The sequence below is a fragment of the Mameliella sp. AT18 genome, from assembly GCF_028807275.1.
Lineage (GTDB): Bacteria > Pseudomonadota > Alphaproteobacteria > Rhodobacterales > Rhodobacteraceae > Antarctobacter > Antarctobacter albus.
Window position 1 is genome coordinate 1 of sequence record NZ_JARAMO010000302.1, and the last position, 22,876, is coordinate 22,876.

General features: G+C 64.0%; 19 protein-coding genes. 11 read left to right on the forward strand and 8 right to left on the reverse strand.

The annotated features are described in order from the left end of the window. Positions 1-580: 580 nt before the first annotated feature. Entirely contained in the window at positions 581-2,404 is a 1,824-nt protein-coding gene (locus PVW46_RS24525; protein WP_069210428.1) for a M3 family oligoendopeptidase, read from the reverse strand. Between the two features lie 173 nt (positions 2,405-2,577). Between PVW46_RS24525 and PVW46_RS24530 the strand changes: the two genes are divergently transcribed. Continuing rightward, on the forward strand, positions 2,578-3,552 hold the full coding sequence (locus tag PVW46_RS24530; RefSeq protein ID WP_069210427.1) for a hypothetical protein: 975 nt from the start codon (positions 2,578-2,580) through the stop codon (positions 3,550-3,552). Positions 3,553-3,584: 32 nt separating this feature from the next. On the opposite strand, the gene PVW46_RS24535 is transcribed toward PVW46_RS24530, so the two are convergent. The 5 genes from PVW46_RS24535 to PVW46_RS24555 all read right to left on the reverse strand — a co-directional run bounded on the left by PVW46_RS24535 (position 3,585) and on the right by PVW46_RS24555 (position 8,463). Next, the gene (locus tag PVW46_RS24535; protein WP_274578082.1) at positions 3,585-4,451 is read right to left on the reverse strand and encodes a hypothetical protein; all 867 of its coding nucleotides are present in this window, start codon (positions 4,449-4,451) and stop codon (positions 3,585-3,587) included. 100 nt (positions 4,452-4,551) lie between these two features. Then, positions 4,552-6,144, reverse strand: coding sequence for an ATP-dependent DNA ligase (locus tag PVW46_RS24540; RefSeq protein ID WP_069210425.1), 1,593 nt, complete (start codon positions 6,142-6,144; stop codon positions 4,552-4,554). Next, positions 6,141-7,151, reverse strand: a complete 1,011-nt coding sequence (locus tag PVW46_RS24545) for a ligase-associated DNA damage response exonuclease (protein WP_069210424.1) — start codon at positions 7,149-7,151, stop codon at positions 6,141-6,143. The genes PVW46_RS24540 and PVW46_RS24545 overlap by 4 nt, the downstream gene beginning before the upstream one ends. Positions 7,152-7,210: 59 nt before the next feature. Further along, positions 7,211-8,173, reverse strand: a complete 963-nt coding sequence (locus tag PVW46_RS24550) for an alpha/beta fold hydrolase (RefSeq protein ID WP_043137775.1) — start codon at positions 8,171-8,173, stop codon at positions 7,211-7,213. Next, positions 8,173-8,463 (reverse strand): SCP2 sterol-binding domain-containing protein, encoded by a 291-nt coding sequence (locus tag PVW46_RS24555; protein ID WP_043137772.1) that lies wholly within the window; start codon positions 8,461-8,463, stop codon positions 8,173-8,175. The genes PVW46_RS24550 and PVW46_RS24555 overlap by 1 nt, the downstream gene beginning before the upstream one ends. Before the next feature lie 89 nt (positions 8,464-8,552). On the opposite strand from PVW46_RS24555, the gene PVW46_RS24560 reads away from it, so the two are divergent. The 5 genes from PVW46_RS24560 to PVW46_RS24580 all read left to right on the forward strand — a co-directional run bounded on the left by PVW46_RS24560 (position 8,553) and on the right by PVW46_RS24580 (position 13,684). After that, complete coding sequence (locus PVW46_RS24560) at positions 8,553-9,104, forward strand: tetratricopeptide repeat protein (RefSeq protein WP_308421271.1); 552 nt, start codon at positions 8,553-8,555, stop codon at positions 9,102-9,104. Between the two features lie 58 nt (positions 9,105-9,162). Then, the gene (locus PVW46_RS24565) at positions 9,163-12,126 is read left to right on the forward strand and encodes a helicase-related protein (RefSeq protein ID WP_069210423.1); all 2,964 of its coding nucleotides are present in this window, start codon (positions 9,163-9,165) and stop codon (positions 12,124-12,126) included. After that, positions 12,127-12,507, forward strand: coding sequence for an RNA-binding S4 domain-containing protein (locus PVW46_RS24570; RefSeq protein ID WP_043137768.1), 381 nt, complete (start codon positions 12,127-12,129; stop codon positions 12,505-12,507). 55 nt (positions 12,508-12,562) lie between these two features. Further along, entirely contained in the window at positions 12,563-12,901 is a 339-nt protein-coding gene (gene fdxA / locus PVW46_RS24575) for a ferredoxin FdxA (RefSeq protein WP_043137766.1), read from the forward strand. A 276-nt stretch (positions 12,902-13,177) separates the two neighbouring features. Then, positions 13,178-13,684 (forward strand): CarD family transcriptional regulator, encoded by a 507-nt coding sequence (locus PVW46_RS24580; protein ID WP_043137763.1) that lies wholly within the window; start codon positions 13,178-13,180, stop codon positions 13,682-13,684. Between the two features lie 69 nt (positions 13,685-13,753). Here the strand turns inward: PVW46_RS24580 and PVW46_RS24585 are convergent, their stop codons facing one another. Beyond that, complete coding sequence (locus PVW46_RS24585; protein WP_069210422.1) at positions 13,754-15,637, reverse strand: monovalent cation:proton antiporter-2 (CPA2) family protein; 1,884 nt, start codon at positions 15,635-15,637, stop codon at positions 13,754-13,756. Between the two features lie 121 nt (positions 15,638-15,758). Beyond that, the gene (locus tag PVW46_RS24590) at positions 15,759-16,667 is read right to left on the reverse strand and encodes a T6SS effector phospholipase Tle3 domain-containing protein (RefSeq protein WP_083242396.1); all 909 of its coding nucleotides are present in this window, start codon (positions 16,665-16,667) and stop codon (positions 15,759-15,761) included. Between the two features lie 253 nt (positions 16,668-16,920). On the opposite strand from PVW46_RS24590, the gene metZ reads away from it, so the two are divergent. The 5 genes from metZ (at position 16,921) to PVW46_RS24615 (ending at position 22,823) form a co-directional block, all read left to right on the forward strand. Continuing rightward, entirely contained in the window at positions 16,921-18,114 is a 1,194-nt protein-coding gene (gene metZ / locus PVW46_RS24595) for an O-succinylhomoserine sulfhydrylase (protein ID WP_069210420.1), read from the forward strand. A 121-nt stretch (positions 18,115-18,235) separates the two neighbouring features. Then, the gene (gene folE2 / locus PVW46_RS24600; protein ID WP_043137754.1) at positions 18,236-19,336 is read left to right on the forward strand and encodes a GTP cyclohydrolase FolE2; all 1,101 of its coding nucleotides are present in this window, start codon (positions 18,236-18,238) and stop codon (positions 19,334-19,336) included. Positions 19,337-19,490: 154 nt separating this feature from the next. After that, entirely contained in the window at positions 19,491-19,718 is a 228-nt protein-coding gene (locus PVW46_RS24605) for a hypothetical protein (RefSeq protein ID WP_043137751.1), read from the forward strand. 70 nt (positions 19,719-19,788) lie between these two features. Further along, a complete protein-coding gene (locus tag PVW46_RS24610; RefSeq protein ID WP_043137749.1) occupies positions 19,789-21,237 on the forward strand; it encodes a TrkH family potassium uptake protein in 1,449 nt (482 codons plus the stop codon). Continuing rightward, positions 21,237-22,823, forward strand: a complete 1,587-nt coding sequence (locus PVW46_RS24615) for a 5-guanidino-2-oxopentanoate decarboxylase (protein ID WP_069210419.1) — start codon at positions 21,237-21,239, stop codon at positions 22,821-22,823. Before PVW46_RS24610 ends, PVW46_RS24615 begins: the two co-directional genes overlap by 1 nt. Positions 22,824-22,876 lie beyond the last annotated feature (53 nt).

Consider the following 22,876-nt stretch of genomic DNA (forward strand, 5'->3'; position numbering starts at 1 on the left):
CCAACCAAATCAATGGGTCCTGACCCTAACAGCCCCATGGAAACGTTCGTCGCTTCCTTCGAGTTTTCGGCGCAAAACCCTCGAGCTATCAATAAAAGAGGCATGCAGTGCAGTTAGGGTAAGTAGTGTCTATGCCGATTCTTGCAGAGTTCTTCGATATTCCGAACCTTCCCACCCAGAAATTCGAAAAGATCCCATCATACGACCCACTTCAGAGTTGAGGCGAAGAAACGTTGTTCTCATTGCTCGGACTGTGAAGTCTAAGGAGTTCAATCCTTGCACGGGCTCATGAAACTTGGAATGCCTTATGGCGTACTCCCATTGGTCAGGCATCATCCCTGTAAGGGCCTTCCGGAACTCAGGGTCCTCCGGGTCGCCATTCTGCGAGATGAAGGACGCCACAGCCAATGTCATTCCTAGGCGTCTCCTCTCATCATTATCTGAAAATTGGCGAATTATGAACTCGCCACCATACATCCGGCCCATCTCGATAAGTTGACGTCCATCAACGGATTGAAGGAAGTCCGAAAGAGGAATCCTCTTTCGGAGCAAGAAACCCAGAAGGTTCAAGAGTTCTCCCTCACCCCTCCATCGCCTCAAGCTGATCGATGAATCCCTCGATCATGCTCAACCCCTTGTCCCAGAACTTCGGATCGCTCGCGTCCAGTCCAAAGGGTGCCAGCAATTCCTTGTGGTGCTTCGATCCGCCCGCCTTGAGCATGTCGAAATACTTGTCCTGGAAGCCCTCGGGCGCCTCCTGGTAGGCGGCGTAAAGCGCGTTCACCAGCCCGTCGCCAAAGGCATAGGCGTAGACGTAGAAGGGCGAGTGGACGAAATGCGGAATGTAGCACCAGAAGGTCTCGTAGCCTTCCATGAACTCGAAGGCGCCACCGAGGCTTTCCGCCTGCACCGACATCCAGAGCGCGTTGATGTCGTCCGGGGTCAGCTCGCCGCCGCGGCGCGCCTCGTGCAGCTTGCACTCGAAGTCGTAGAAGGCGATCTGGCGGACCACCGTGTTGATCATGTCCTCGACCTTGCCGGCCAAGAGGACCTTGCGCTCGGCATCGTTTTGCGCGTTCTCCAGCATGCGCTGGAAGGTCAGCATCTCGCCAAAGACAGAGGCCGTTTCCGCCAGCGTCAGGGGCGTCGAGGACAGCATCTCGCCCTGTCCTGCCGCCAGCACCTGGTGCACGCCGTGGCCCAGCTCATGCGCCAGGGTCATCACGTCGCGCGGTTTGCCCAGGTAGTTGAGCATGACGTAGGGGTGCACCTCGGTCACCGTGGGATGGGCGAAGGCACCCGGCGCCTTGCCGGGCTTCACCGCCGCGTCGATCCAGCCCTTGTCGAAGAAGGGCGTCGCGATCTCTCCCATGCGGGGGTCGAAGGCGTTGTAGGCGTTCATCACCGTCTCGCGCGCCTCGTCCCAGGTGACGGTGCGGGTGGCCTCCATCGGCAGGGGCGCGTTGCGGTCCCAGACCTGCATCACGTCCAGACCCAGCCACTTGCGCTTGAGCTCGTAATAGCGGTGCGACAGGCGCGGGTAGGCATCGACGACCGCGTTGCGCAGCGCCTCGACCACTTCGGGTTCGACGTCGTTCGACAGGTGCCGGCCGGTCTGCGCCGTGGGCATCCCGCGCCAGCGGTCCAGCACCTCCTTCTCCTTGGTCTGCGTGTTGTGCACGCGGGCGAAGGTGCGCAGGTTTTCGGCAAAGACACGGGCCAGTTCGCGGGCGGCGGCCTCGCGCGTGTCGCGGTCCTGCTCGGTGAGCAGGTTCAGCGTGCCCTCGATGTTGAGTTCCTCGCCGTCGACCTCGAAGGTCAGCCCGGCGATGGTCTCATCGAAAAGCCGTTCCCAGGCGTCGCCGACGACGCCGAGGTCATGCAGGAATTTCTCCAGCTCGTCGGACAGCTGGTAGGGCTTCATGGCGCGCATCCGGTCGAAGGCGCGCTTGTAGCGGTTGAGGTCGGGGTTGGCACCAAAGAGCGCCTCGTAGTGGTCGTCACCCAGGCGGTTGGCCTCGAGCGAGAAGAAGACCAGCGGGGTGGTGTAATTGGTGATCTTCTCCTGGCAGTCAGAGAGGAACTTGGCGCGCTCCGCGTCGGTGGTCAGCTGGTAATAGCGCAGGCCCGCAAAGGACATGATGCGCCCGGCGATGGTCGAGATCCGCTCGTTGCGCTGCACCAGGGTCAGGAAGGCGTCGGCATCCAGCGTGTCGAGCTTGCCTTCGTAATCCTCGGCAAAGCTGCGGCAGGCCTCTTCGAGCCAGTCGAGATCGCGTTTCAGCTCGGGCGCGTCGGGAGAGGCATAGAGATCGGTCAGATCCCATTCGGGCAGATCGCCCAGGTTCTTGCCCCCGGCACTGGCGTTGGCGTCGAAAAGCGGTGTTTTGGCGAACGTGTGCATGGAGAACCCTCTTGTCGTTTCCCTTCACATAGGGGGCAGGCCCGCGCGAAGGCAACCGGCGCCCCATATTTTTGGAGGGCTTGACGCAGAAAAGATTTCGGATCGGCGGCGGAGTCTGGCTAAGCTTGGGTCAGGAAAGAACCAACAATCGAATTCAGGGAGGAGATTTCAGCATGTCGAATGCTTCACTGCTTTTGGGTGCAGGCGGCCTCGTGATCGGGGTCCTTGCCGGCGTCGCCTTCAGCGGGTCGGACAGCCCCGCCGACCTGCGCAAGGTCATCGACGATACCGTGGTGCCCGCGCAGGAGGCGGCCGAGAAGGCCGCCAAGGCACATGGAGAACAGCTGGCCGCCTTGCAGAAACGGCTGGACGCGCTTGAGACGGGTCTGGCCGAGAACGCGCCCGACATGTCGGCGCTGACGGCGGGCTTGTCGAAGGAGATGACCACCAAGCTGGACGACCTGCGGACCAAGCTGGGGGACGACATTGCCAAGACCTCGGCGGCGCAGGCCGAGACGATCAAGACGTCGCTGGCCGACCTGTCGAAGGGGATCGAGGAAACCACACGCGTGGCCGCCGCCGCTGTTGCCGCGCCGGCTGATGCCGGACCAGATGCGACGGAGGTGCCGGAACCCGACAGCGGCATGGCCTCTGCCGATGCGCTGAGCGTCGGCGATACCGCGCTTTTCGCCGATGGCGCGGTGCGGGCCTTTGTGTCCCGGATCGACCCGGCGGGCGGGTCCGTGCGGCTGTCGGTGAACGGATCTCTGGTAACGCTTGGGGCCGGTGGCTCGACCCCTGTGTCGATGGATGGCCGGGACTGTTCGGTCACGGTTGCGTCGATGAGTGACCGGGGCGTGACGCTGGGGTCTGACTGCGGGGTGATCCCGCCTGCGGTGACTGTCGCGGCCCCCGATAATGGCGTGTTGCCGGGTCACACGGTCAGCCTTGCCGACGGTGCCCTGCGTGTCTTCGTGTCCAGCGTGGACAGCGAGGGCCAGGAGGCGCGGATCGCAGTGAACGGAGTCCAGACACAGCGCGTTGCCGCCGACAGCAGCCTGGGTGTCGATGTGGGGGACCAGTCGTGCACCTTGCGCGTCACCGGGATCGGCGAAGGCATGATCGGCTTCGACGCGTCCTGCGGCTGAGGCCTGCCGGGTAAACTGACGATGCAGCGGGATCAGAACCGCCGTTCGAGCGTCAGGTGAATACCGCTGCCACCGCGTCCATCGGTGGCAGCGAAGAGGACGCTTGTATCGGGGCGCAGCTTGTAGTCCAGCGCGATGCCATAAGCATCGTCCTTGCCGCCGTCGGTGAACTCGCCAAAGGCCATCATGTCCAGTTTCGTGGTCACGGGAAAGACGAGGTCCAGCGCGATCGCGTCCGGTTTGTCGTTGACCTCGGGGTGCAGCCAGGTCACGCCGAAATCCGCGCGACCGATGTCGAAGTGCGCGCCCAGCTTGGCGTTGATGCCGTGGTGATCCATCGTGCGCGAGGTCACGGTTTCAACCGCGCCTGCCAGTTGCCAGCCATCGCCGTTGTAGGTCACCGCCACAGAGGCGGCACGAAAGCTGCCCTTGACCGCGTCGTGCAGCGACACGGCGACATCGGTCCGGCCATAGCTCTGTTGCCAGGACAGTCCCCAGGGCACGGCGGTGCGGCGCATGGCCTCGACCGTGGCATGGGCGCGGGTGTATTCTGCGCGCTCATAGGCGAGATAGGGCGCCGCACGGGCAAAGACCGAGGGCAGCACCTGGTCATAGGCCGGACGCACGACGCCCGCGCGCCAGGTGTCGTTCCAGGCGAAGGCGGCGTAGGTCTCATGCGGCCGTTTGCCATCCAGCCCAAAGAGATAGGTGCCGAATTCCAGCGTCAGAGGATAATCGCGGCTGAGCGGGATCGACGCGGTGGCATCGATCACACCGATGCCGGACAGGTTGCGGTAGTCATGCGCGCTGATCGCGACGGTCCCCTCGATGTTGAAGGACTGCGCATGGGCAGCAGCGGGCGCAAATAGCCCGAGGCAGAGCAGGAGGGGGCGAAGCATGTCGGCAAGGTCCAGTTCAGAATGCCGGGCCATGTACCCACAATGTCCCTTTTGCTGCCAGTCGGGAAAACCGGACATTGGTCCTGATGTGACTTTCCCGTCAGCCGTAGGCTGCCAGGAGCGCCCGCAGATCGTCCAGCGTATTGGCGTCCTGCGGGGTTTTGTCGTGGCGCCAGCGCGACATGCGCGGAAACCGCAGGGCCAGGCCCGACTTGTGGCGCGGGCTGGGCTGGATGCCCTCAAAGGCGATCTCGAAGACATGTTCGGGGCGCACCTGCCGCACGGGACCAAAGCGTTGCTGGGTGTTCTTGCGCACCCAGGCCGTGATCGCGTCGAATTCCTTGTCCGTCAGCCCTGAATAGGCCTTGGTGAAAGGGACCAGTTCGTTGCCCTGCCAGACGGCAAAGGTGAAATCGGTGAACAGGTTGGCGCGGCGACCGTGGCCCTGCTGGGCGTAGATCATCACCGCGTCGACGGTCAGCGGGTCCAGCTTCCATTTCCACCAGTCGCCCTTCTTGCGGCCCGACAGATAGGGGCTGTCGCGGCGCTTCAGCATCAGGCCCTCGGCGCGGAAATCGCGGGCCTTCGCGCGGGTCACTGCCAGTGCGTTCCAGTCTGCGAAAGGCACGACGGGAGAGGCCCGCACCGGCGCGTCGGAGGGCAGGTCGGCCAAGAGCGCGTCGAGCCGTGCACGGCGCGTGGAGAGCGGTAAATCCCGAAGGTCGGCGCCGTTTTCTTCCAGCAAATCATAGGCCAGCAGGATCACCGGCGCCTCGCGCAGCAGTTTCTTCGGCACCGTCTTGCGCCCGATGCGCGGTTGCAGCGCGCTGAAGGGCATGGGCTGCGTGCCTTCCCAGGCCACGATCTCGCCGTCCAGCACGGTGCCGGGCGGCAGGAAGTCGGCAGCGCGGGCAAATTCGGGGAAACGATCGGTCATCAGTTCCTCGCCGCGTGACCAGACGTGATGGGCCTGCTCGCGCACAATCAACTGGCCGCGGATGCCGTCCCATTTCCATTCCGCCTGCCAGTCTTCCGGCGGGCCCAGCGTTTCCGGCGCCTCGTCCAGCTGGTAGGCGAGGTAGAAGGGATAGGGTCGGCTCTGGTCGGCGGCAGGGTCCTCTGCCGCGATCAGGGCGTGGTAGCTGGTGGTTTCGGGTGTCCATCCGCCCATCAGCTTGTGCGCCAGCACTGCCTCGTCCTGGCCGGTCGCCTGGGCCAGGGCGCGGGTCATCAGCTTGCGGCTGACGCCGATGCGAAAACCGCCGGTGATGAGCTTGTTGAACAGGAACCGTTCGGTGGTGTCGAGCTGGTCCCAGGCATTCAGGATACGCGGTTTTCGCTCGTCCAGAGAAACATCATGAAGGCCACGCAGAACGTTGATCCAATGTGATAAACTGTGATCTGAGGCCTGCGCGGGAGGTGGCAGGACCAGCGCGATGGTTTCGGCCAGGTCGCCGACGATGGGATAGGATTCCTCGAGCAGCCAAAGGGGGATGCCCGCCCGTTCGGCCGCCCATTCCCGCAGGTTGGTGGTGGTCACGGCCCGTTTCGGGCGACGGCCCGAGAACAGCGCGATGCACCAGAGCTTGTCTGCCTCGGGTGCTTGGGTAAAGTAATTGGCCAAGGCCTTTGTTTTGACAGTGGTTTTCGTGGTTTGGTCGATCTCGGTGAACAGCCGGGCAAAGCGTTTCATGACGCGGTCCCGCCCTCGGCGTCATCTTCGCCTCCGAACTCTGTCGGGACGATGGTGGCATCATAGCCCTGCTGGTTCAGCCAGCGCGAGAAGATTTCCGTGTAACCATGCGTGACATATATGGTTTCCGCGCCTGTGGACTTGATGGCCTCTTGCAGGCCGGGCCAGTCGGCATGGTCGGATATGACGAACCCGCGGTCCATGCCCCGGCGGCGGCGGATGCCGCGCAGGCGCATCCAGCCAGAGGCAAAGCCGGTCGACGCGGGTCCGAATTTGCGCGCCCATGTGCTGCCCAGGGCCGAGGGCGGTGCGATGACAAGAGCGCCTTTCAGGGCCTTTACATCGGTGTCGGGCGTGACCTGAATGGTCTCTGGCAAGGGGTAGCCCTGCGCGCGCAGCACGGCATTCGTGGCCTCGACAGCGCCATGTGTCAGGATCGGGCCCTGGGGCTCCAGCATGGACATGAGACGCTGTGCCTTGCCCAGCGAATAAGCCCCCAGCATGGATGTGCGGCCCTCGGCGGCATTGGCGGCCCACCAGGCGTTGATTTCCGCCGCGACGTCTTTCTGCGAGGGCCAGGTGAAGACAGGCAGTCCGAAGGTGCATTCGCTGATGAACGCATGGCAACGAACCGGCTCGAAAGGTTCCGACAGGCCGTCGTCCACCACCTTGTAATCGCCCGAGACGACCCAGACCTGGCCATCCACCTCGACCCGGATCTGGGCCGAGCCGGGCAAGTGGCCGGCGGGATGAAATGAGACGCGCGCGCCGCCGATCTGTCGCGCTTCGCCATAGGCGATGCCCTCGGCCGCGATTTCGCCCAGGCGGTGGCGGATGACGGGCAGGGCGCCGTCCGTGGCCAGGTAGGCGGCATGGCCGGGGCGGGCGTGATCGGCATGGCCGTGGGTGATCAGCGCGCGGTCGACCGGGCGCCAGGGGTCGATATGGAAATCGCCCGCGGGGCAGTAGATGCCGCGATCTGTGAAGGTGAGGACGGGCTGGCTCATGCGGCTGAGGATAGGCGGTTTCCGCCGTCGGGCCAGTGCCGGATTTTCGGGAGGTTGCCTCAGGCGCGCAGGGCGGTCCGGTCTGTTGCGCTGTCGAAATGCGCGACGATCTCGGACAGGACGCGTTCGCGGATATGCGGGCTTTCCATCAGGATCTCGTGCTCGCCGGCCTCGACCATGTCGAGGCGCCCGTTCGGCCATCGCGCCATGCGCGAGCGGATGCGGTCGATGTCGACGATACGTTCGTTGGTGCCGCAATAGCAGATGCAGGGCTGTTTCGGAGAGGGACGTCGGGCCAGGCGGCGGGTTTCGGCCAGCGCCTCGTGCAGCCAGTGTAACGAGGGGCCGCCGAGTTGCAGTTCGGGGATCGCCAGCACCTGGCGGCGCATGTAGTCCCATTGCTCGGTGTCGGTGGTCAGCAAGTTGTCGTCAAAGGCGTTGGAGGCGATGTAGCTGTCGGCCCCGGTGCCCGGTGCAAAGAGATGGCCCAGGCCCACGGTTTTCGACATGCGCGAGATCGCCCAAGCGGCGGGGCGGACCGGGTCGGCGATGCGGATGCCCCACATCGGGCCGGTAAACACGCAGGAGGCCACGTCGAGACCGTCAGAGACAGCGCGGAGCCCGATACAGCCGCCCATCGAATGGCCGATCAGGTGGCGCGGGCCGGGCAGGCCGAGGTCGTCGGCCAGTTGCACCATGCTGGCGACATCGCGCTGGTAATCCTCGAAGACGCCGACGTGGCCGGTGCGGCGTTCGTCCAGCATCCGGTCGGCCAGTCCCTGTCCGCGCCAGTCGATGGCAAGGACATGATAGCCGGCATCTGAAAGATGGCGGCTGACACGGCCGTATTTCTCGACGTATTCGGTCCGGCCGGGGAACATGAAAACCGTGCCCCGCGCCCCGTTGCTGCCATAATGCGCGATGCGCACACGCAGCCCGTCCGAGGTGGTCATCCACCAGGCACGGGCGTCTGCCGGACCTTCTGCAAGATCGGCGTGGAAGGGCGCGGGAACGGCGTTCATCAGGCCAGGACCTGTGCGAGGCGCATGGCGGCGGACATGTCGCCCTCGATGGCAAGCTTGCCGGACATGAAGGCCGAGGTCGGGTCCAGATCGCCTTCGACAATGGCAAGGAAGGTGTCTGCGCTGGCGGTCATGGTCACATCTGCGGACTCGTCACCGGCATGTGCGCCGTTTTCGTCGATGATCAGGCTGCCTTCGTCCTCAATGGTCATTTTCGCGGTTCCGTCGAACCCGTTTCCGCCCATTTTTTCATTCAGGGCTTTGACGGCCGCGTTGACTGTGTCGCTCATTTTCGCTCCTAAAGCTTGCTCTCATAATCGTGCGCTGGCCAACTGGCGTTCAGACGCTACACTCAGCCCAAGTTATGAGGACGGCACATATGGATTACAAACGTATCCTCGCGGCATTTTGCGCCCTAGTCATGATTTCCCTACCCTCCCTCGGGAGGGCGGAAGATCGCTCGGCAGAGCTGCTTGCAGAGCTGCAGGAGGCCGAGACCGCGACCGCCGCGCAGCGGCTGGAAAACCAGCTGATCGCCGAGTGGTCCAAGTCAGGTTCGGCAAGCATGGACCTGCTCTTGAAGCGTGGGCGTGATGCGCTGGAGGTCAAGAACCACAAGGCCGCGATCGAGCATTTCCGCGCCCTGACGGACCATGCGCCGGATTTCGCCGAAGGGTGGCACGGGCTTGCGCTGGCCTATTTCGGGGCCGAGAAGTTCGGCCCGGCGATGGACGCCCTGGAAAGGGTTCTGGCGCTGAATCCAAACCATTTCGCGGCGCTGCGCGGGGTCGGGGCGATCAATGAACAGGTCGGAAAACCGGCCCTTGCCTATCGCGCCTTCGAGAAGGTACTTGAACTCAGGCCGCATGATCCCGACGTCCAGAAGGCGATGGAGCGGCTCGAGCGCAGGGCCATCGGCATCACGCTCTGACGAGGCAAGAGAGGCGCCGCGCCTATCCGTGCGGGGTGCCTGAGACATAGGCGGCCCAATGGCCCAGAATTCCCGGATCGCGGCCGTTCTCGGCCCGACCAACACAGGCAAGACCCACTACGCCATCGAGCGGATGCTTGGCTATCGCACCGGCGTGATCGGATTGCCGCTGCGCCTGCTTGCGCGCGAGGTTTTCGACAAGATCGTGGCGATCCGCGGCCCGTCTGTGGTGGCGCTGGTGACGGGCGAGGAACGGATCGTTCCGCCACGGGCGAAATACTGGGTCTGCACGGTCGAGGCGATGCCCGAGGGCATGGGCACGGATTTCGTCGCAATCGACGAGATCCAGCTTTGCGCCGATCCAGAACGCGGCCATGTCTTTACCGACCGCCTGCTGCGGATGCGCGGCACGCATGAGACTCTGTTCCTGGGGTCCGACACGATGCGCGGACCCATCGGGGCGCTGGTGCCGGGGGTGGAATACGTCCGTCGCGAACGGATGAGCCAGCTTGTTTATACCGGCTCGAAAAAGATCAGCCGCCTGCCGGCGCGGACCGCCATCGTCGGTTTCAGCGTCGACAATGTCTATGCCATCGCGGAACTGCTGAAACGGCAGAAGGGCGGGGCGGCCGTGGTCATGGGGGCGCTGTCACCCCGGACACGCAACGCGCAGGTCGATCTCTACCAGAATGGCGAGGTGGATTACCTGGTGGCGACAGATGCCATCGGCATGGGCCTGAACCTCGACATAGACCATGTTGCCTTTTCCTCGCTGACGAAATTCGACGGGCGGCGGATGCGCCCCCTGCAACCGAACGAGCTGGCACAGATCGCGGGGCGTGCCGGGCGCGGCATGTCGAACGGCACCTTTGGCGTCACCGGCGATACAGGGCCGATCCCGGACGAATGGGCAGAGGCGATCTGCAACCATTCCTTCACCCCGCTGAAGAAACTGAACTGGCGCAGCTCCGCGCTCCGCTTTGGGTCCATCGACGCGCTGGATGCCAGCCTGGACGCCTCGCCGGACCACGAGATGTTGACCAAGGCGCGCGAGGCCGATGACCTGCGCGCGCTCCGTGCCCTGGCCTCCGAGGCAGAGGTGCGCGCCCGGGCTTCGGACACGGCATCGGTGCAACTGTTGTGGGATGTCTGCCGAATCCCCGATTTCCGCGGAATTTCGCCGGCGGAACACGCGGGCCTTTTGGGCGTTATCTTTGGGCACTTGCATCAAAACGGACGCGTGCCCGATGATTTTCTGGCCCGACAGGTCAACAGGATCGACCGGACCGATGGCGACATTGACACATTGTCGAAACGGCTGGCGTATATCCGCACATGGACTTATGTGGCTCAGCGAAAGGGCTGGGTCGCGGACGAAGACCATTGGCGCGGGCGAACGCGCGCTGTAGAAGACGCCCTGTCGGATGCCCTGCACGAGCGTCTGACGCAGAGATTTGTAGACCGGCGCACCAGTGTTCTACTGCGCCGGTTGAAACAGAAGGAGGCCCTCTTGGCCGAAGTGAACGATCAGGGTGAAGTCACCGTCGAAGGTCATCTCGTCGGCAGGCTCGAGGGGTTCCGGTTCCGGCAGGACAAGGATGCGACAGGCCAGGAGGCCAAGACGCTGCGCCAGGCAAGCCTGCAGGCGCTGACACCGCATTTCCACCTGCGCGCCGACCGATTCTACAACGCGCCCGATACCGAGATCGACTTTACCGAACAAGGTGGGTTGATGTGGGGCGACCAGGCGGTCGGCAAACTGGCCAAGGGCGACGATCCGCTCAAACCGCGCGTGGTGGCATTCGTCGACGACGAGGCCGGGCATGACGTGGCCGAGAAGGTCACGCGCCGGTTGCAGCATTTCATGGACCGCAAGATCGCGGCGCTGTTCGAGCCGCTGCTGAAAATGCGCGACGACGAGGCCCTGACCGGGTTGGCGCGCGGATTTGCCTTCCAGATGGTCGAACAGATGGGCGTGATCCCGCGGTCGCAGGTGGCCGATGACGTCAAGGCGCTGGACCAGGATGCGCGTGGCTCCCTGCGCAAGCACGGTGTGCGGTTCGGCCAGTATACGATCTTCATGCCGCTGCTGCTGAAACCGGCGCCGACGCGGCTGCGGCTGGTGCTGTGGTCGTTGGCCAACGGGCTGGACGAGTTCCCCGAGGCGCCGCCGCCGGGGCTGGTCACGGTGCCGAACATGGACGAGGTGCCGGCGCAGCATTACACGCTGGCGGGCTACCGTAAATCCGGGGCTCGGGCGATCCGCATCGACATGCTGGAGCGTCTGGCCGACATGCTGCGCGCCGAGGACAGCCGCGGCGGATTCGAGGCCAAGGCCGACATGCTGTCGATCACCGGTATGACGCTGGAACAGTTCGCCGACCTGATGCAGGGCCTGGGCTATCGCGCCGAAAAGGGTGAGCGCGAAAAGGTCAAACCCGCCGATGCGGTGGTTGCAGGTGAGGCAGGAGCGCCGGCTGACGACAAGCCGGTCATGGACGCAGCGGGCGAAGAGCCCGCAGGCGTCAGCCCGGACGCCGGTGAAACGCCGGAGCCGGCCGATGTGGCCGCGCCGGTGGCGCAATTGGAAGACGAGGGCGAGGCGCCGGTTTCCGCCGAGCCCGCTGAACCCGTGGCCGAGAGCCCGGTGCCCGAGACGCCCGAAGAAGAGCTGACCCCGGGCGAGGCCCCGGACGAGGCGCTGGCCGGTCCCGAGATGGAGATCTTCTATTCCTTCACCTGGGGCGGCAATCGCGGCAACCAGCGGCGTGGCGGGGGCAAGCCCCGGCGCGATGCGCGCGGCGGCGACGGCGCCAAGGGCGGCGGACGTCCGCAGCGCGGCGACCGGCAGGACAACAAGGGCGGCGAACGTCCCCGTGGCAAGGGTGGCAAGCCGAAGGGCAAGCCGCCGCGCGACGGTGGTGGCCGCAAGTTCGAGGCGCGCCCGCCCAAGAAGGACAAGCCGATTGATCCGGACAACCCCTTTGCGGCAGCGCTCATGGGGCTCAAGGACAAGACCTGAATGGGGGAAGGCCCCGCCAAGATCCGCCTGGACAAGTGGCTCTGGCATGCGCGGTTCTTCAAGACGCGCTCGCTTTCGGCCAAGCTTGTATCGGGCGGGCATTGCCGTGTGAACGGCTCGCCGGTGGCGAAACCTGCCTTCATGGTGGGGCCGGGGGACATCCTGACCTTCCCCAAGGAACGCGACGTGCGGGTGATCCGTATTGTCGCGCCCGGAGAGCGGCGCGGACCTGCGCCTGAGGCGCAGGCGCTCTACGAGGATCTCGATCCGCCCAAGCCACGCGAGCGTGAACCGCAGGCGCCGCGCTATGAGGGCGGCGGTCGCCCGACCAAGAAAGACCGCCGCGCATTGGACAAGTCGCGCCCCTCGGCGCTTGAATGATCCGGACCGCTGGATTAGCTAGGCGCAAAAGCGCGCCGCGAGGAACCAGAAGCTCATGACCTACATCGTCAACGATGCTTGCATTGCCTGCAAATACACCGACTGCGTCGAGGTGTGCCCTGTGGATTGCTTCTACGAGGGCGAGAACATGTTGGTGATCCACCCCGACGAATGTATCGACTGCGGTGTTTGCGAGCCGGAATGCCCTGCCGACGCCATCCGCCCGGACACCGAGCCGGACATGGAGAAATGGGTCGAGTTCAACCGCAAGTACGCGGAACTCTGGCCGGTGATCATCTCCAAGAAGGATCCGCTGCCCGAGGCCGAGGAACGTGACGGTGAAAGCGGCAAGCTGGAGAAGTATTTCTCCGAGACACCGGGCGAGGGCGGTTAAGAACGATTCGCTCCGTCGCTTTTGGCAGGGCATGGAATTGCTTGCCTAAATCCCTGATATTCAACTGGTAAACCTCACTTCGTGAGGGCGCTAGGATGCTTTCGTATTCTATGCTATACATGTTGTTCACATGATGACTGCACGTTCGGGGCGTAACGCCCGACGTCCCTACGGGGCATAACCAGACTGTATGACATGAGATGAGCGGGAATCCAGCGATCCCCGGTCGTCTTTTTTGTCGCCTAGTCAACTGATGAGTTGCGAGGAACGACCTATATGACCAAGACCAAGAAAAACGACTTCCGTCCCAATGACTATGTGGTTTACCCGGCGCATGGCGTAGGCCAGATCGTGTCCATCGAAAAGCAGGAGATCGCCGGGATCAGCCTCGAACTCTTCGTGATCTCCTTCGAGAAGGACAAGATGACCCTGCGCGTGCCGACGCACAAGGCCACCGAAGTCGGAATGCGGTCACTGTCGTCCCCGGACGTTGTGAACGAGGCCATGAAGACCCTCAAGGGCAAGGCCAAGGTCAAGCGCGCGATGTGGTCGCGCCGCGCCCAGGAGTATGAGCAGAAGATCAACTCGGGTGATCTGATCGCCATCGCCGAGGTGGTGCGCGACCTGCACCGCGCCGACGACCAGCGCGAGCAGTCCTACTCGGAGCGTCAGCTGTACGAAGCCGCGCTGGAGCGTCTGACCCGCGAAATCGCCGCCGTTTCCGGCGACGAGGCCGCCGCCGCCAAGCAGGTGGACGAAGTTCTGGGTCTGCGCGCCGCGTAAGCGACCTGCGAAACGGAAATGAACTGACCGCGTCCCCCGGGGCGCGGTTTTTTCGTTTCCGGTTGCCGCCTATGCCGCGTCCTGCTTTCCGCGTTCGGTGAGCGCGGTGTAGAGTTCCGTCTCCAACTCGCGTTCCAACTCCTTCGAGCGGGCCACATAGGCGGCGTTCTCGGCCGGGGGAATCGACGGATCCCAGAGCTGGGCCAGCTCGCGGATGGTACGTCGGTCATGATGATAGAAGGTTTCTTCCGCAATGGCGGCTTCGAATTCGCTCATGCCGACGTTTTCCAGAACGTACCGGCCGGCACGCAGACTGCTGTCGAACATCTCGCGCACGATGTCATTCGCCCCCGCCTGGTAGAGCGCATAGACGTGCGTCCGGTCCCGTGCGCGGGCGACGATGTGCAGATCGGGGCGGATGCGGCGGGCATAGGCCACCAGCTTGGTCGTGGCCTTGGGATCGTCCAGGGCTGCCACCAAGACACGCGCGGAATCTATCCCGGCGGCGTGCAAGAGTTCGGGCCGCGTGGGATCGCCGAAGAAGCCCTTGACCCCGAACCGCCGGATCAGCTGGATCGTCTTGATGTCATGGTCAAGCACCACGGTACGGTGCCCCGCAGAACGCACGAGACGATTGACGATCTGGCCAAAGCGCCCGATCCCCGCGATCAGCACCGGGCCTTCTTCGTCGATGGCGTCTTCCTCGGCGCTTTCGGTGAGCTTGCTGAACCCCTTGTTGAGATAGTCGAACAGAAGGAAGAGCAGGGGAGTGATCAACATGGTCATGGCGATGATCAGCAACAGCCGACCGCCGAGATCGGCGGAAAAGACGCTTTGCTGACGACCGAAGGAGATCAGGACAAAACCGAACTCGCCGGCCTGGGCCAGGCCCAGCGTGAACAGCCACAGCCCGCGCTTGCGCAGCCCAAAGGCGCGCCCCAGACCATAGAGCACGACGCCCTTGACCAGGATCACCGCCAGCGCCAGCCCGAGGATGGTCATGGGCTCGCGCAACAAGGACTCGACATCGATCCCGGCGCCCACGGTGATGAAGAACAGCCCCAGCAGCAGACCCTTGAAGGGTTCGATGTCCGATTCAAGCTCGTGCCGGAACTCGGAGTTGGCAAGGACAACCCCTGCGAGGAAGGTGCCAAGCGCCGGAGACAGGCCGACCAGCATCATCAGAAAGGCGATGCCGATCACGATCAGCAGGGCGACGGCGGTGAACATCTCGGGCAGATGCGCGGCGTGGATGTAACGGAACAGGGGGCGGGCCCCATAGACACCGGCAAGGATGATCGCGGCGATCACTGCCAGCGTCACCAGCGCAGCACCCCAGCCGGGCAGGCCTTCGACCAGGGACATGGCCGCGTGATGCGCGTCTGTGCCGTGATCTCCGTGGTCGGAGTTCTCTTGCAGGAAGGTTCCCGGACTGACGAAGGCGGGTATCGACAAAAGCGGCAGGATGACCAGGATCGGGATCACCGCGATGTCCTGCGTCAGAAGAACCGAAAAGGCGGATCGCCCGCCATTGGTCTGCATCAGGTTCTTTTCATTCAGTGTCTGCAGCACGATGGCAGTCGACGACAGCGCCAGCGCGAGGCCCACGGCCAGGGCCGTCGGCCAAGCCAGGCCAAGCGCCATGCCCCCGGCGAGGATGGCCGACGTGGTCAGCACGATCTGCAATCCGCCGAGGCCGATCAGACGATGCCGCATGTCCCAGAGCGCGCGGGGTTCCAGCTCCAGCCCGATGATGAACAGCATCATGACCACGCCGAACTCGGCAAAGTGCTGGATGTCGTCCGTCGCCACGATCAGCCCGAGACCGGGTCCGATCACAAGTCCGGCCAGCAAGTAGCCAAGTACCGAGCCCAGCCCCAGGCGCGCTGCGAGAGGCACAGCGATCACTGCGGCAAGAAGAAAGACAGAAGCCTGAAAAAGAAAGGAGTCCACACGCTTCTCCGCTGGTTGGCTACTCTTCCATATTGGGCCGGGGAAGGCCGGAGAGGCAACCGGAGACATGTGAAATCTGCCTGCAATACGGGCAGGTTGCCCTACACGAGGCAGCGGCGGGTTACTCGGCGGGCACCAATGGTGGTTGCGGGCGCGGCAACCGTGGGCACAAACGCGACCAGCGTGGGGCGCAGGCGGTGGGCAGGACCGTCCGAAGGTCGTCCAGCGGTAGGGTGCCGCTCAGGATGGCGCGGTAGAGCGGAAAGACGCCCTCGCGCAGGTACGGCGACCAGTGGCAGATCAGGCGTTCCGGCGGTGCGATCGGAAAGCCCAGGCGGCGCAGGGCTGCTAGGCTTTGTTTATCGTCGAGCTGCAACGTCACCATTTGCGGCAGGTCCACCCCACCATGCCCCAACATGCGGTCACTCGGATGCGTCGGAGGCACCAACCGTTCCAGCATGAAATCGAAAAGGTCGTTTTCGCGGCTGGTGACGTTCAGGACCTGCGTCCGACAGCCCCTTGCGCTGTCCAGCGTATGACGCGCCACCGCGCCGTATTCCGCCGCAGCCAGAAGGACGGCGCGGGTGATGGCGCCGGGGGCGCCCGCACGCACTGCCGCAAGGGCAACCCGGGCACCAAGCGAGTGGGCGATGACATTGACCGGGCGCCGCGGGGCCAGGCGGCGAACCTCGCGCACAAGCGCCGCCAGCGCCTCTCCCGCCAAAGCTGCGCGACGGTGTGCCGCCCAGATCGAGCCGCGCGCCTGCCAACCAAAGGATATGGCGACACGCCCCTGAAGGCCCAGACGGTCGGGCCAGCTGACGACCCTGCGGTCCTTGGCGCGCGGGGCTGGGGACATCAACGAGGCATGTGGACAGTGCACGGGGTGGCCGGGCTGGTACTTGTAGCCATGCACCATGATCGTGACCGGCCCGGAATCGGTTGCCAGCGCATCGGCGAGCGCGGGCAACAGGGGGGCAGTGCCGCCATGCAGGCGGGCCTCATGTTCGATGACTGTGATCCGTAGCATTGGCATGGCAGCGTCCCACTACATCTTGTGCGTGGCCCTACCTCAATGCTGCGACGGTATCGTGAAGAGCGGGTTACAACGTCGTGACGCCCTTGCAATGTGATCTTAACGTCTCTATGCCATCGCCCGTGGCGATTTGTTACCGGATTGCGGGCCACGGAGGGCATCGCCCCTTGAAATTCCGCTAAAGAGGTCAGACGGAAGGCTCCTTTCGCTTGACCGCGATCGGGGCTTTTTTGTTGGGAGTGGACCCATGAGCATCGAAGAGAAACAGGCGCACGGCAAGGCGACGAACCTTGTGCACGGCGGCACCAAGCGCAGCCAGTGGGGCGAGGTCAGCGAAGCGATCTTCCTGACGCAGGGATTCGTCTATGACACTGCCGAAGCGGCGGAGGCGCGCTTTCTCAAGGCGGGCGAAGACGAATTCATCTATGCCCGCTACGGCAACCCCACCGTGGCGATGTTCGAAGAGCGCATGGCGCTTCTGGAAGGGGCCGAGGACGGATTCGCCTGTGCCAGTGGCATGGCGGCGGTCAGCGGCGCGCTGACCTCGATGCTGCGGGCCGGCGATCACGTCGTCTCCGCCAAGGCGCTGTTCGGTTCCTGTCTCTACGTTCTCGAAGAGGTTCTGACGCGCTACGGGGTCGAAGTGACCTTTGTCGATGGTGAGGACCTGTCTCAGTGGCAAGCGGCGCTGCGCCCCGACACCAAGGCGGTCTTCTTCGAGAGCATGTCGAACCCGACGCTGCAACTGGTGGACATCGCCGGGGTCGCGGACCTGGCCCACAAAGTGGGTGCCACGGTCATCGTTGACAACGTCTTTTCGACGCCGATCTACTCGAAGGCCATCGCGCAAGGCGCTGACCTAGTTGTCTATTCCACGACCAAGCATGTCGATGGGCAGGGCCGCTGCCTGGGCGGCGTGATCCTTGGCACCCGTGAGCATATCCGCGGCGTGGTCGAACCCTACATGAAGCACACGGGCGGTTCGATGAGCCCGTTCAACGCCTGGGTGATGCTGAAGGGGCTGGAGACGCTGAAACTGCGCGTCCGCGCCCAGACCGAGGGCGCCGTGGCCTTGGCGGAGGCATTGGTGGATCATCCCAAGGTATCGCGGATGATCTATCCGGGGCATGCCAGCCATCCGCAGCACGGACTTGCCCAACAGCAGCTTGGCGCTGGCGGCACCCTGATCGCCTTCGAGGTCGAGGGCGGCAAGGAGGCAGCCTTTCGCATGTTGAACGCGCTGCAGGTGGTCATCATCTCGAACAACCTCGGCGATGCCAAATCCATCGCGACCCATCCGGCGACCACCACGCACCAGCGTCTGAAACCCGAACAACGCGCGGCTTTGGGCATCGGTGACGGGATGATCCGGCTGTCGGTGGGGATCGAGGACCCCGAGGATCTCGTTCGGGACGTTCTGCAGGCGCTGGACGCGGTCTGACGGCCATGTGCCGCCCGCGAGTGATCCGGGCTTCGCTTTGCGACGTATACTATTTCGAGATTGGAATTGATGTGAACAATTCCTAGGTTAAGCGTCGAAGACATGCTCGAAAGGGGTGGCCATGAACGTCCACACACCGGAAATCGATCGGAAGCCCAGCCAGGAAGAGGCGGCAGAAGCACTGGAATTGCTGCGTCGCTGGGCTTCGAAGGCGCAGGACGCCGAGATCGAGGCGCTGGATCCCCTCGTGGCCCGTCTTGCACCCGATTCGGCGCCGGATTCCTATCCGGCGCTGTCGCGTGCCTACCCGGACAATTTCAGCGTCGATTCTGACTACAAGGCGGGTTTGCCGGACCTGCAGAATGGGCCGTCCTCGCTGATTCGTGGGGCGAATCGTGCCATTCAGCACGTGGGCATTTCCAACTTTCGCCTGCCGATCCAGTATCACACCCGCGACAATGGTGACCTGCACCTGGAAACCAGCGTGACCGGCACCGTCAGCCTGGAGGCCGACAAGAAGGGCATCAACATGAGCCGCATCATGCGGTCCTTCTATGCCCATGCGGACAAGACCTTCAGCTTCGAGGTGATCGAGGCGGCGCTGGACGATTACAAGAGTGACCTGGAAAGCTTTGATGCCCGCATCAACATGCGCTTCTCCTTTCCGATGAAGGTCGACAGCCTGCGGTCGGGCCTGTCCGGTTACCAGTACTACGACATTGCTCTGGAACTGGTGGAACAGGACGGCGTGCGCCGCAAGGTCATGCACCTTGACTATGTCTATTCCTCGACCTGCCCGTGCTCTCTGGAATTGTCGGAACACGCGCGACGGACGCGTGGGCAGCTGGCCACGCCGCACTCGCAACGTTCTGTTGCGCGCATTTCCGTCGAGGTCAAGGAAGGGGAGTGCCTCTGGTTCGAGGACGTGGTGGACATGTGTCGCCGCGCCGTCCCGACAGAGACGCAGGTCATGGTCAAGCGCGAGGACGAACAGGCCTTTGCCGAACTGAATGCGGCCAACCCGATCTTTGTGGAGGATGCCGCCCGTCTGTTCGCGGAGCAGTTGCAGGCGGACGCGCGTGTCGGGGATTACCGCGTGGTCGCCAGCCACCAGGAAAGCCTGCACAGCCACGACGCGGTCTCCGTCCTGACCGAGGGCGATCTTTTCGCGGCAGAAAGCCTGGACCCCAAGCTGTTCTCGACACTGTTTCACGTCGGTTGATGGAATAGGCGGCAGGGCCCCTGGTCCTGCCGCGCCTTTGTGCAGCGACTGGCGCCTCACGGCAACGTTCGGCGCTTTCATGGATTGGTTACCTCTTTTGTGAGAGGGTAAACCGCAGGGAGGAAACCGGCCACGCAGGATAAGGTTTCCAGTCATGACACGCGACAATGTTCAGATCGGGATGGGCCACAGGTCCCTCAACAGCCGGATCGATGTCTTCCTGTCCGAAGTGGGGTTCGGGATGAACCCGGGACAGCTTCGCAGGGCCAAGTTGCGGCAGATCATTGCCCTGGAATGCGCGTCGGACGCGGAACTTGCCGCTCTGGGCATTGCGCGCGACGATATCCTGTCCTTCGTCTTTCGCGACCTTCTGGCCGCCTGACGGACGGCGTTGCGGCAAGGGTGCGCAGGGCGCTTGACAGTCCTGCACCGGCGGGCCAACGCTCCGTCTCATGTTCGATGTTCGCCCCGTCGCCTATGTGATCGGCCTGCTGGTCGCCTGCCTTGGTGCCTGCATGTTGCTGCCGCTCGTGGTCGACCTGGCAGAGGGGCGGGGTGAATGGCCGGTCTTCCTTGAAAGCGCAAGCATCACCATGCTGGCGGGCGGCCTGACGTCGTTGTCCTGTGCCAACGCGGTCAAGAAGGGGCTGACCCTGCAACAGACGTTCCTGCTGACCACGGGCGTCTGGGTGGCGCTGCCGGTCTTCGGGGCGCTGCCCTTTGTCCTGGGGGCCACAGGGGTCAGCTATACCGATGCCTTTTTCGAGGCGATGTCGGGCCTGACCACCACCGGGTCGACCGTTCTGACGAACCTTGACGGATTGCCCAAGGGGCTGCTGCTGTGGCGGGGATTGCTGCAATGGCTGGGGGGGATCGGGATCATCGTCGTCGCGATGGTCTTTCTGCCGGAGTTGCGGGTCGGCGGGATGCAGATCTTCCGATCCGAGGCTTTCGACACGATGGGCAAGATCCTGCCCCGGGCGACGCAGATTTCGGCCTCGATCTCTTCGATCTACATCTCGCTTACGCTGTTCTGCACGATCAGCTACCTGCTTTGCGGCATGAACGCCTTTGACGCGACGGTGCATGCGATGACCACCGTCTCGACCGGCGGGTTTTCAAACTACAACGCCAGCTTCGGCACGTTCTCCGGGCCGGCGGAATATGTCGCTTCTGTCTTCATGATTCTCGCCGCGCTGCCATTCGTGCGCTACGTCCAAATGGTAGCGGGGCACAGGTTCGTCCTGTTGTCCGACAGCCAGGTACTGACCTTTCTCGCCATCATCGGAACCCTGGTGGTCGTGACTTCGATCACGCTCTTGTCGATCTTTCCGCATCATCCTGAACAGGCCGTGCGCGAGGCGCTATTCAACATCACCTCGATCATCTCGGGCACCGGATATGCCAGCGTCGACTACATGAGTTGGGGACCTTTCCTGATCGCCATGTTCTTTTTCATTGGGCTGATCGGCGGCTGCGCCGGGTCCACGGCTTGCTCGGTCAAGATCTTCCGCTACCAGTTGCTCTTTGCCTCGATCCGGGTGCAGTTGCGCCGCATCCGCGCGCCGCACGGGGTCTTTGTGCCGCGCTACCAGGGGCGCCCGGTGGGGCCGGACGTCCTGAGCTCGGTCATGAGCTTCTTCGTCTTTTTCGTGGTGTCGCTGGGCGTCCTGTCCGTTGCGCTCAGCCTGACGGGCCTTGACTTCATCACCTCGGTGTCCGGCGCAGCGACCGCCATTGCCAACATTGGCCCGGGACTGGGCGACACGATCGGACCGGCGGGCAATTTTTCCAGCCTCAGCGACACGGCGAAATGGATACTCAGCTTTGCCATGCTGGTGGGGCGGCTTGAAATCCTGGCGGTCTTCGCACTCTTTACCATCGGCTTCTGGAGGGCATGATGACGAAACCCCTTGGCGCACAGGTCAGCCATGCTCTCAAGGCCCGCGGGGTCGAGGTGATCTTCGGCATCCCCGGCGTGCACAACATCGAGATGTATCGTGGCATCGAGGAGGCCGGGATCACCCATGTCCTCGCCCGTCACGAGCAGGGCGCCGGGTTCATGGCCGATGGCTATGCGCGGGCGACCGGACGGCCCGGTGTCTGCTACCTGATCACGGGCCCCGGGTTCCTGAACGCAATGACGGCGCTGGGACAGGCCTATTCCGACAGCGTTTCAGTGCTGGCGCTGGCCTCCTGCCTGGACGAAACGGCGGCCCGGCGGGGACAGCTGCACCAGATGCGCGACCAGCGCGCGGCGGGGGCCACGGTCTGCGACTGGTCCGAGGAGGCGGGGAAGCCCGCGGCTGTCTATGCCTTGATCGACCGCGCCTTTGGCGAGTTCGCCAGCGCGCGGCCCCGGCCCAAGGCCCTGCACATGCCGATCGCGGCCCTGGGCGCGCCGGCCGAGCCTGCCCCGGAACCGCCTCTGCGGCCAGAGCGCCCGCACCTGACCCACAACCAGATCTACGCGGTGATCGACGCGCTGAGCGAGGCGGAAAAACCGCTGTTCATCTTTGGGGGCGGTGCGGTCTCGGGGGCGGCGCATGTGCCGGAGCTGTTGCAGCAGACCGGGGCGGCCAGCTTTGTCACCTATGCAGGCCGGGGGATCGTGCCGGCGGATCAGCCGTTGTTCTTAGGCAGTTCGCTGGCGCGGCCCGAAAGCGCGGAAGTGGCCGCGCAAGCGGATCTGGTGGTCGCGCTGGGGACGGAGCTGTCCGAGGTCGATCTCTGGCGTGACGAGCTGGGTCATTCGGGGCGAATGATCCGGGTGGACCTGGATCCGGCGGTCCTGTCCGATTTGCGGGCCGGGGATCTTGGGCTTGTCGGGGATGCCGCGGCGCTGATCCGGGCGATGACCATCGCTATCCCAGCGCGCAACGATGACCGTCCGCCGTGCTGGGACGCGGAAGAGGTGGCGGCGGCGCGGGCGCGCTGGAAGGCACAGGTCCGGGCGGAACGGCCCGGCGTGGTGGAACTGTCAGAGGCACTGCAGGCGGTCATGCCTGCAGAGGCGATGATCTATTCCGACATGACCCAGTTTGCCTATGGCGCGCTGGAGGTCTGGGACATGCCCCGGCCCGGCCATTGGCACCATCCCAGCGGTTTCGGCACGCTGGGGTATGCGCTGCCTGCTGCCATCGGAGGCGCCGTCGGCCGACCTGGTTTGCCGACCTGCGCGATCCTGGGCGATTACGGGCTGCAATACACGCTGCCTGAACTGGGGACGGCGGTGGAACTGGGCCTGCCGCTGCCGATCCTGGTCTGGGACAACGGTGCACTGGGCGAGATCCGTGAGAACATGGTGAGCGCCCAGATCGAGCCCAACGCGGTTGTGGCGCGCAACCCGGATTTTCTGGCGTTGGCGCGGGCCTACGGGGCAGGAGCGGTGGAACCGGCGAGCCTGGCCGGGCTGCAGCGGGCGGTGATGGCGGCCTTCGAGGCGGACGAGCCTACACTGATCCGGATGACGCAGGCACTGTTCTAGGTCCGCGCGGGCAGCGGGAAAGAGAGGGGGCTCTGCCCCCGTCTCCCTGCGGT

Coding starts and splice junctions, on each gene's coding strand:
- PVW46_RS24570 (WP_043137768.1), top strand. CDS start 12,127: ATGGGGGAAGGCCCCGCCAAGATCCGCCTGGACAAGTGGCTCTGGCAT.
- PVW46_RS24605 (WP_043137751.1), top strand. CDS start 19,491: ATGACACGCGACAATGTTCAGATCGGGATGGGCCACAGGTCCCTCAAC.
- fdxA (WP_043137766.1), top strand. CDS start 12,563: ATGACCTACATCGTCAACGATGCTTGCATTGCCTGCAAATACACCGAC.
- PVW46_RS24615 (WP_069210419.1), top strand. CDS start 21,237: ATGACGAAACCCCTTGGCGCACAGGTCAGCCATGCTCTCAAGGCCCGC.
- folE2 (WP_043137754.1), top strand. CDS start 18,236: ATGAACGTCCACACACCGGAAATCGATCGGAAGCCCAGCCAGGAAGAG.
- PVW46_RS24525 (WP_069210428.1), bottom strand. CDS start 2,404: ATGCACACGTTCGCCAAAACACCGCTTTTCGACGCCAACGCCAGTGCC.
- PVW46_RS24610 (WP_043137749.1), top strand. CDS start 19,789: ATGTTCGATGTTCGCCCCGTCGCCTATGTGATCGGCCTGCTGGTCGCC.
- PVW46_RS24580 (WP_043137763.1), top strand. CDS start 13,178: ATGACCAAGACCAAGAAAAACGACTTCCGTCCCAATGACTATGTGGTT.
- PVW46_RS24535 (WP_274578082.1), bottom strand. CDS start 4,451: ATGCTTCGCCCCCTCCTGCTCTGCCTCGGGCTATTTGCGCCCGCTGCT.
- PVW46_RS24565 (WP_069210423.1), top strand. CDS start 9,163: ATGGCCCAGAATTCCCGGATCGCGGCCGTTCTCGGCCCGACCAACACA.
- PVW46_RS24530 (WP_069210427.1), top strand. CDS start 2,578: ATGTCGAATGCTTCACTGCTTTTGGGTGCAGGCGGCCTCGTGATCGGG.
- PVW46_RS24545 (WP_069210424.1), bottom strand. CDS start 7,151: ATGAGCCAGCCCGTCCTCACCTTCACAGATCGCGGCATCTACTGCCCC.
- PVW46_RS24590 (WP_083242396.1), bottom strand. CDS start 16,667: ATGCTACGGATCACAGTCATCGAACATGAGGCCCGCCTGCATGGCGGC.
- PVW46_RS24540 (WP_069210425.1), bottom strand. CDS start 6,144: ATGAAACGCTTTGCCCGGCTGTTCACCGAGATCGACCAAACCACGAAA.
- PVW46_RS24555 (WP_043137772.1), bottom strand. CDS start 8,463: ATGAGCGACACAGTCAACGCGGCCGTCAAAGCCCTGAATGAAAAAATG.
- PVW46_RS24560 (WP_308421271.1), top strand. CDS start 8,553: ATGGATTACAAACGTATCCTCGCGGCATTTTGCGCCCTAGTCATGATT.
- metZ (WP_069210420.1), top strand. CDS start 16,921: ATGAGCATCGAAGAGAAACAGGCGCACGGCAAGGCGACGAACCTTGTG.
- PVW46_RS24550 (WP_043137775.1), bottom strand. CDS start 8,173: ATGAACGCCGTTCCCGCGCCCTTCCACGCCGATCTTGCAGAAGGTCCG.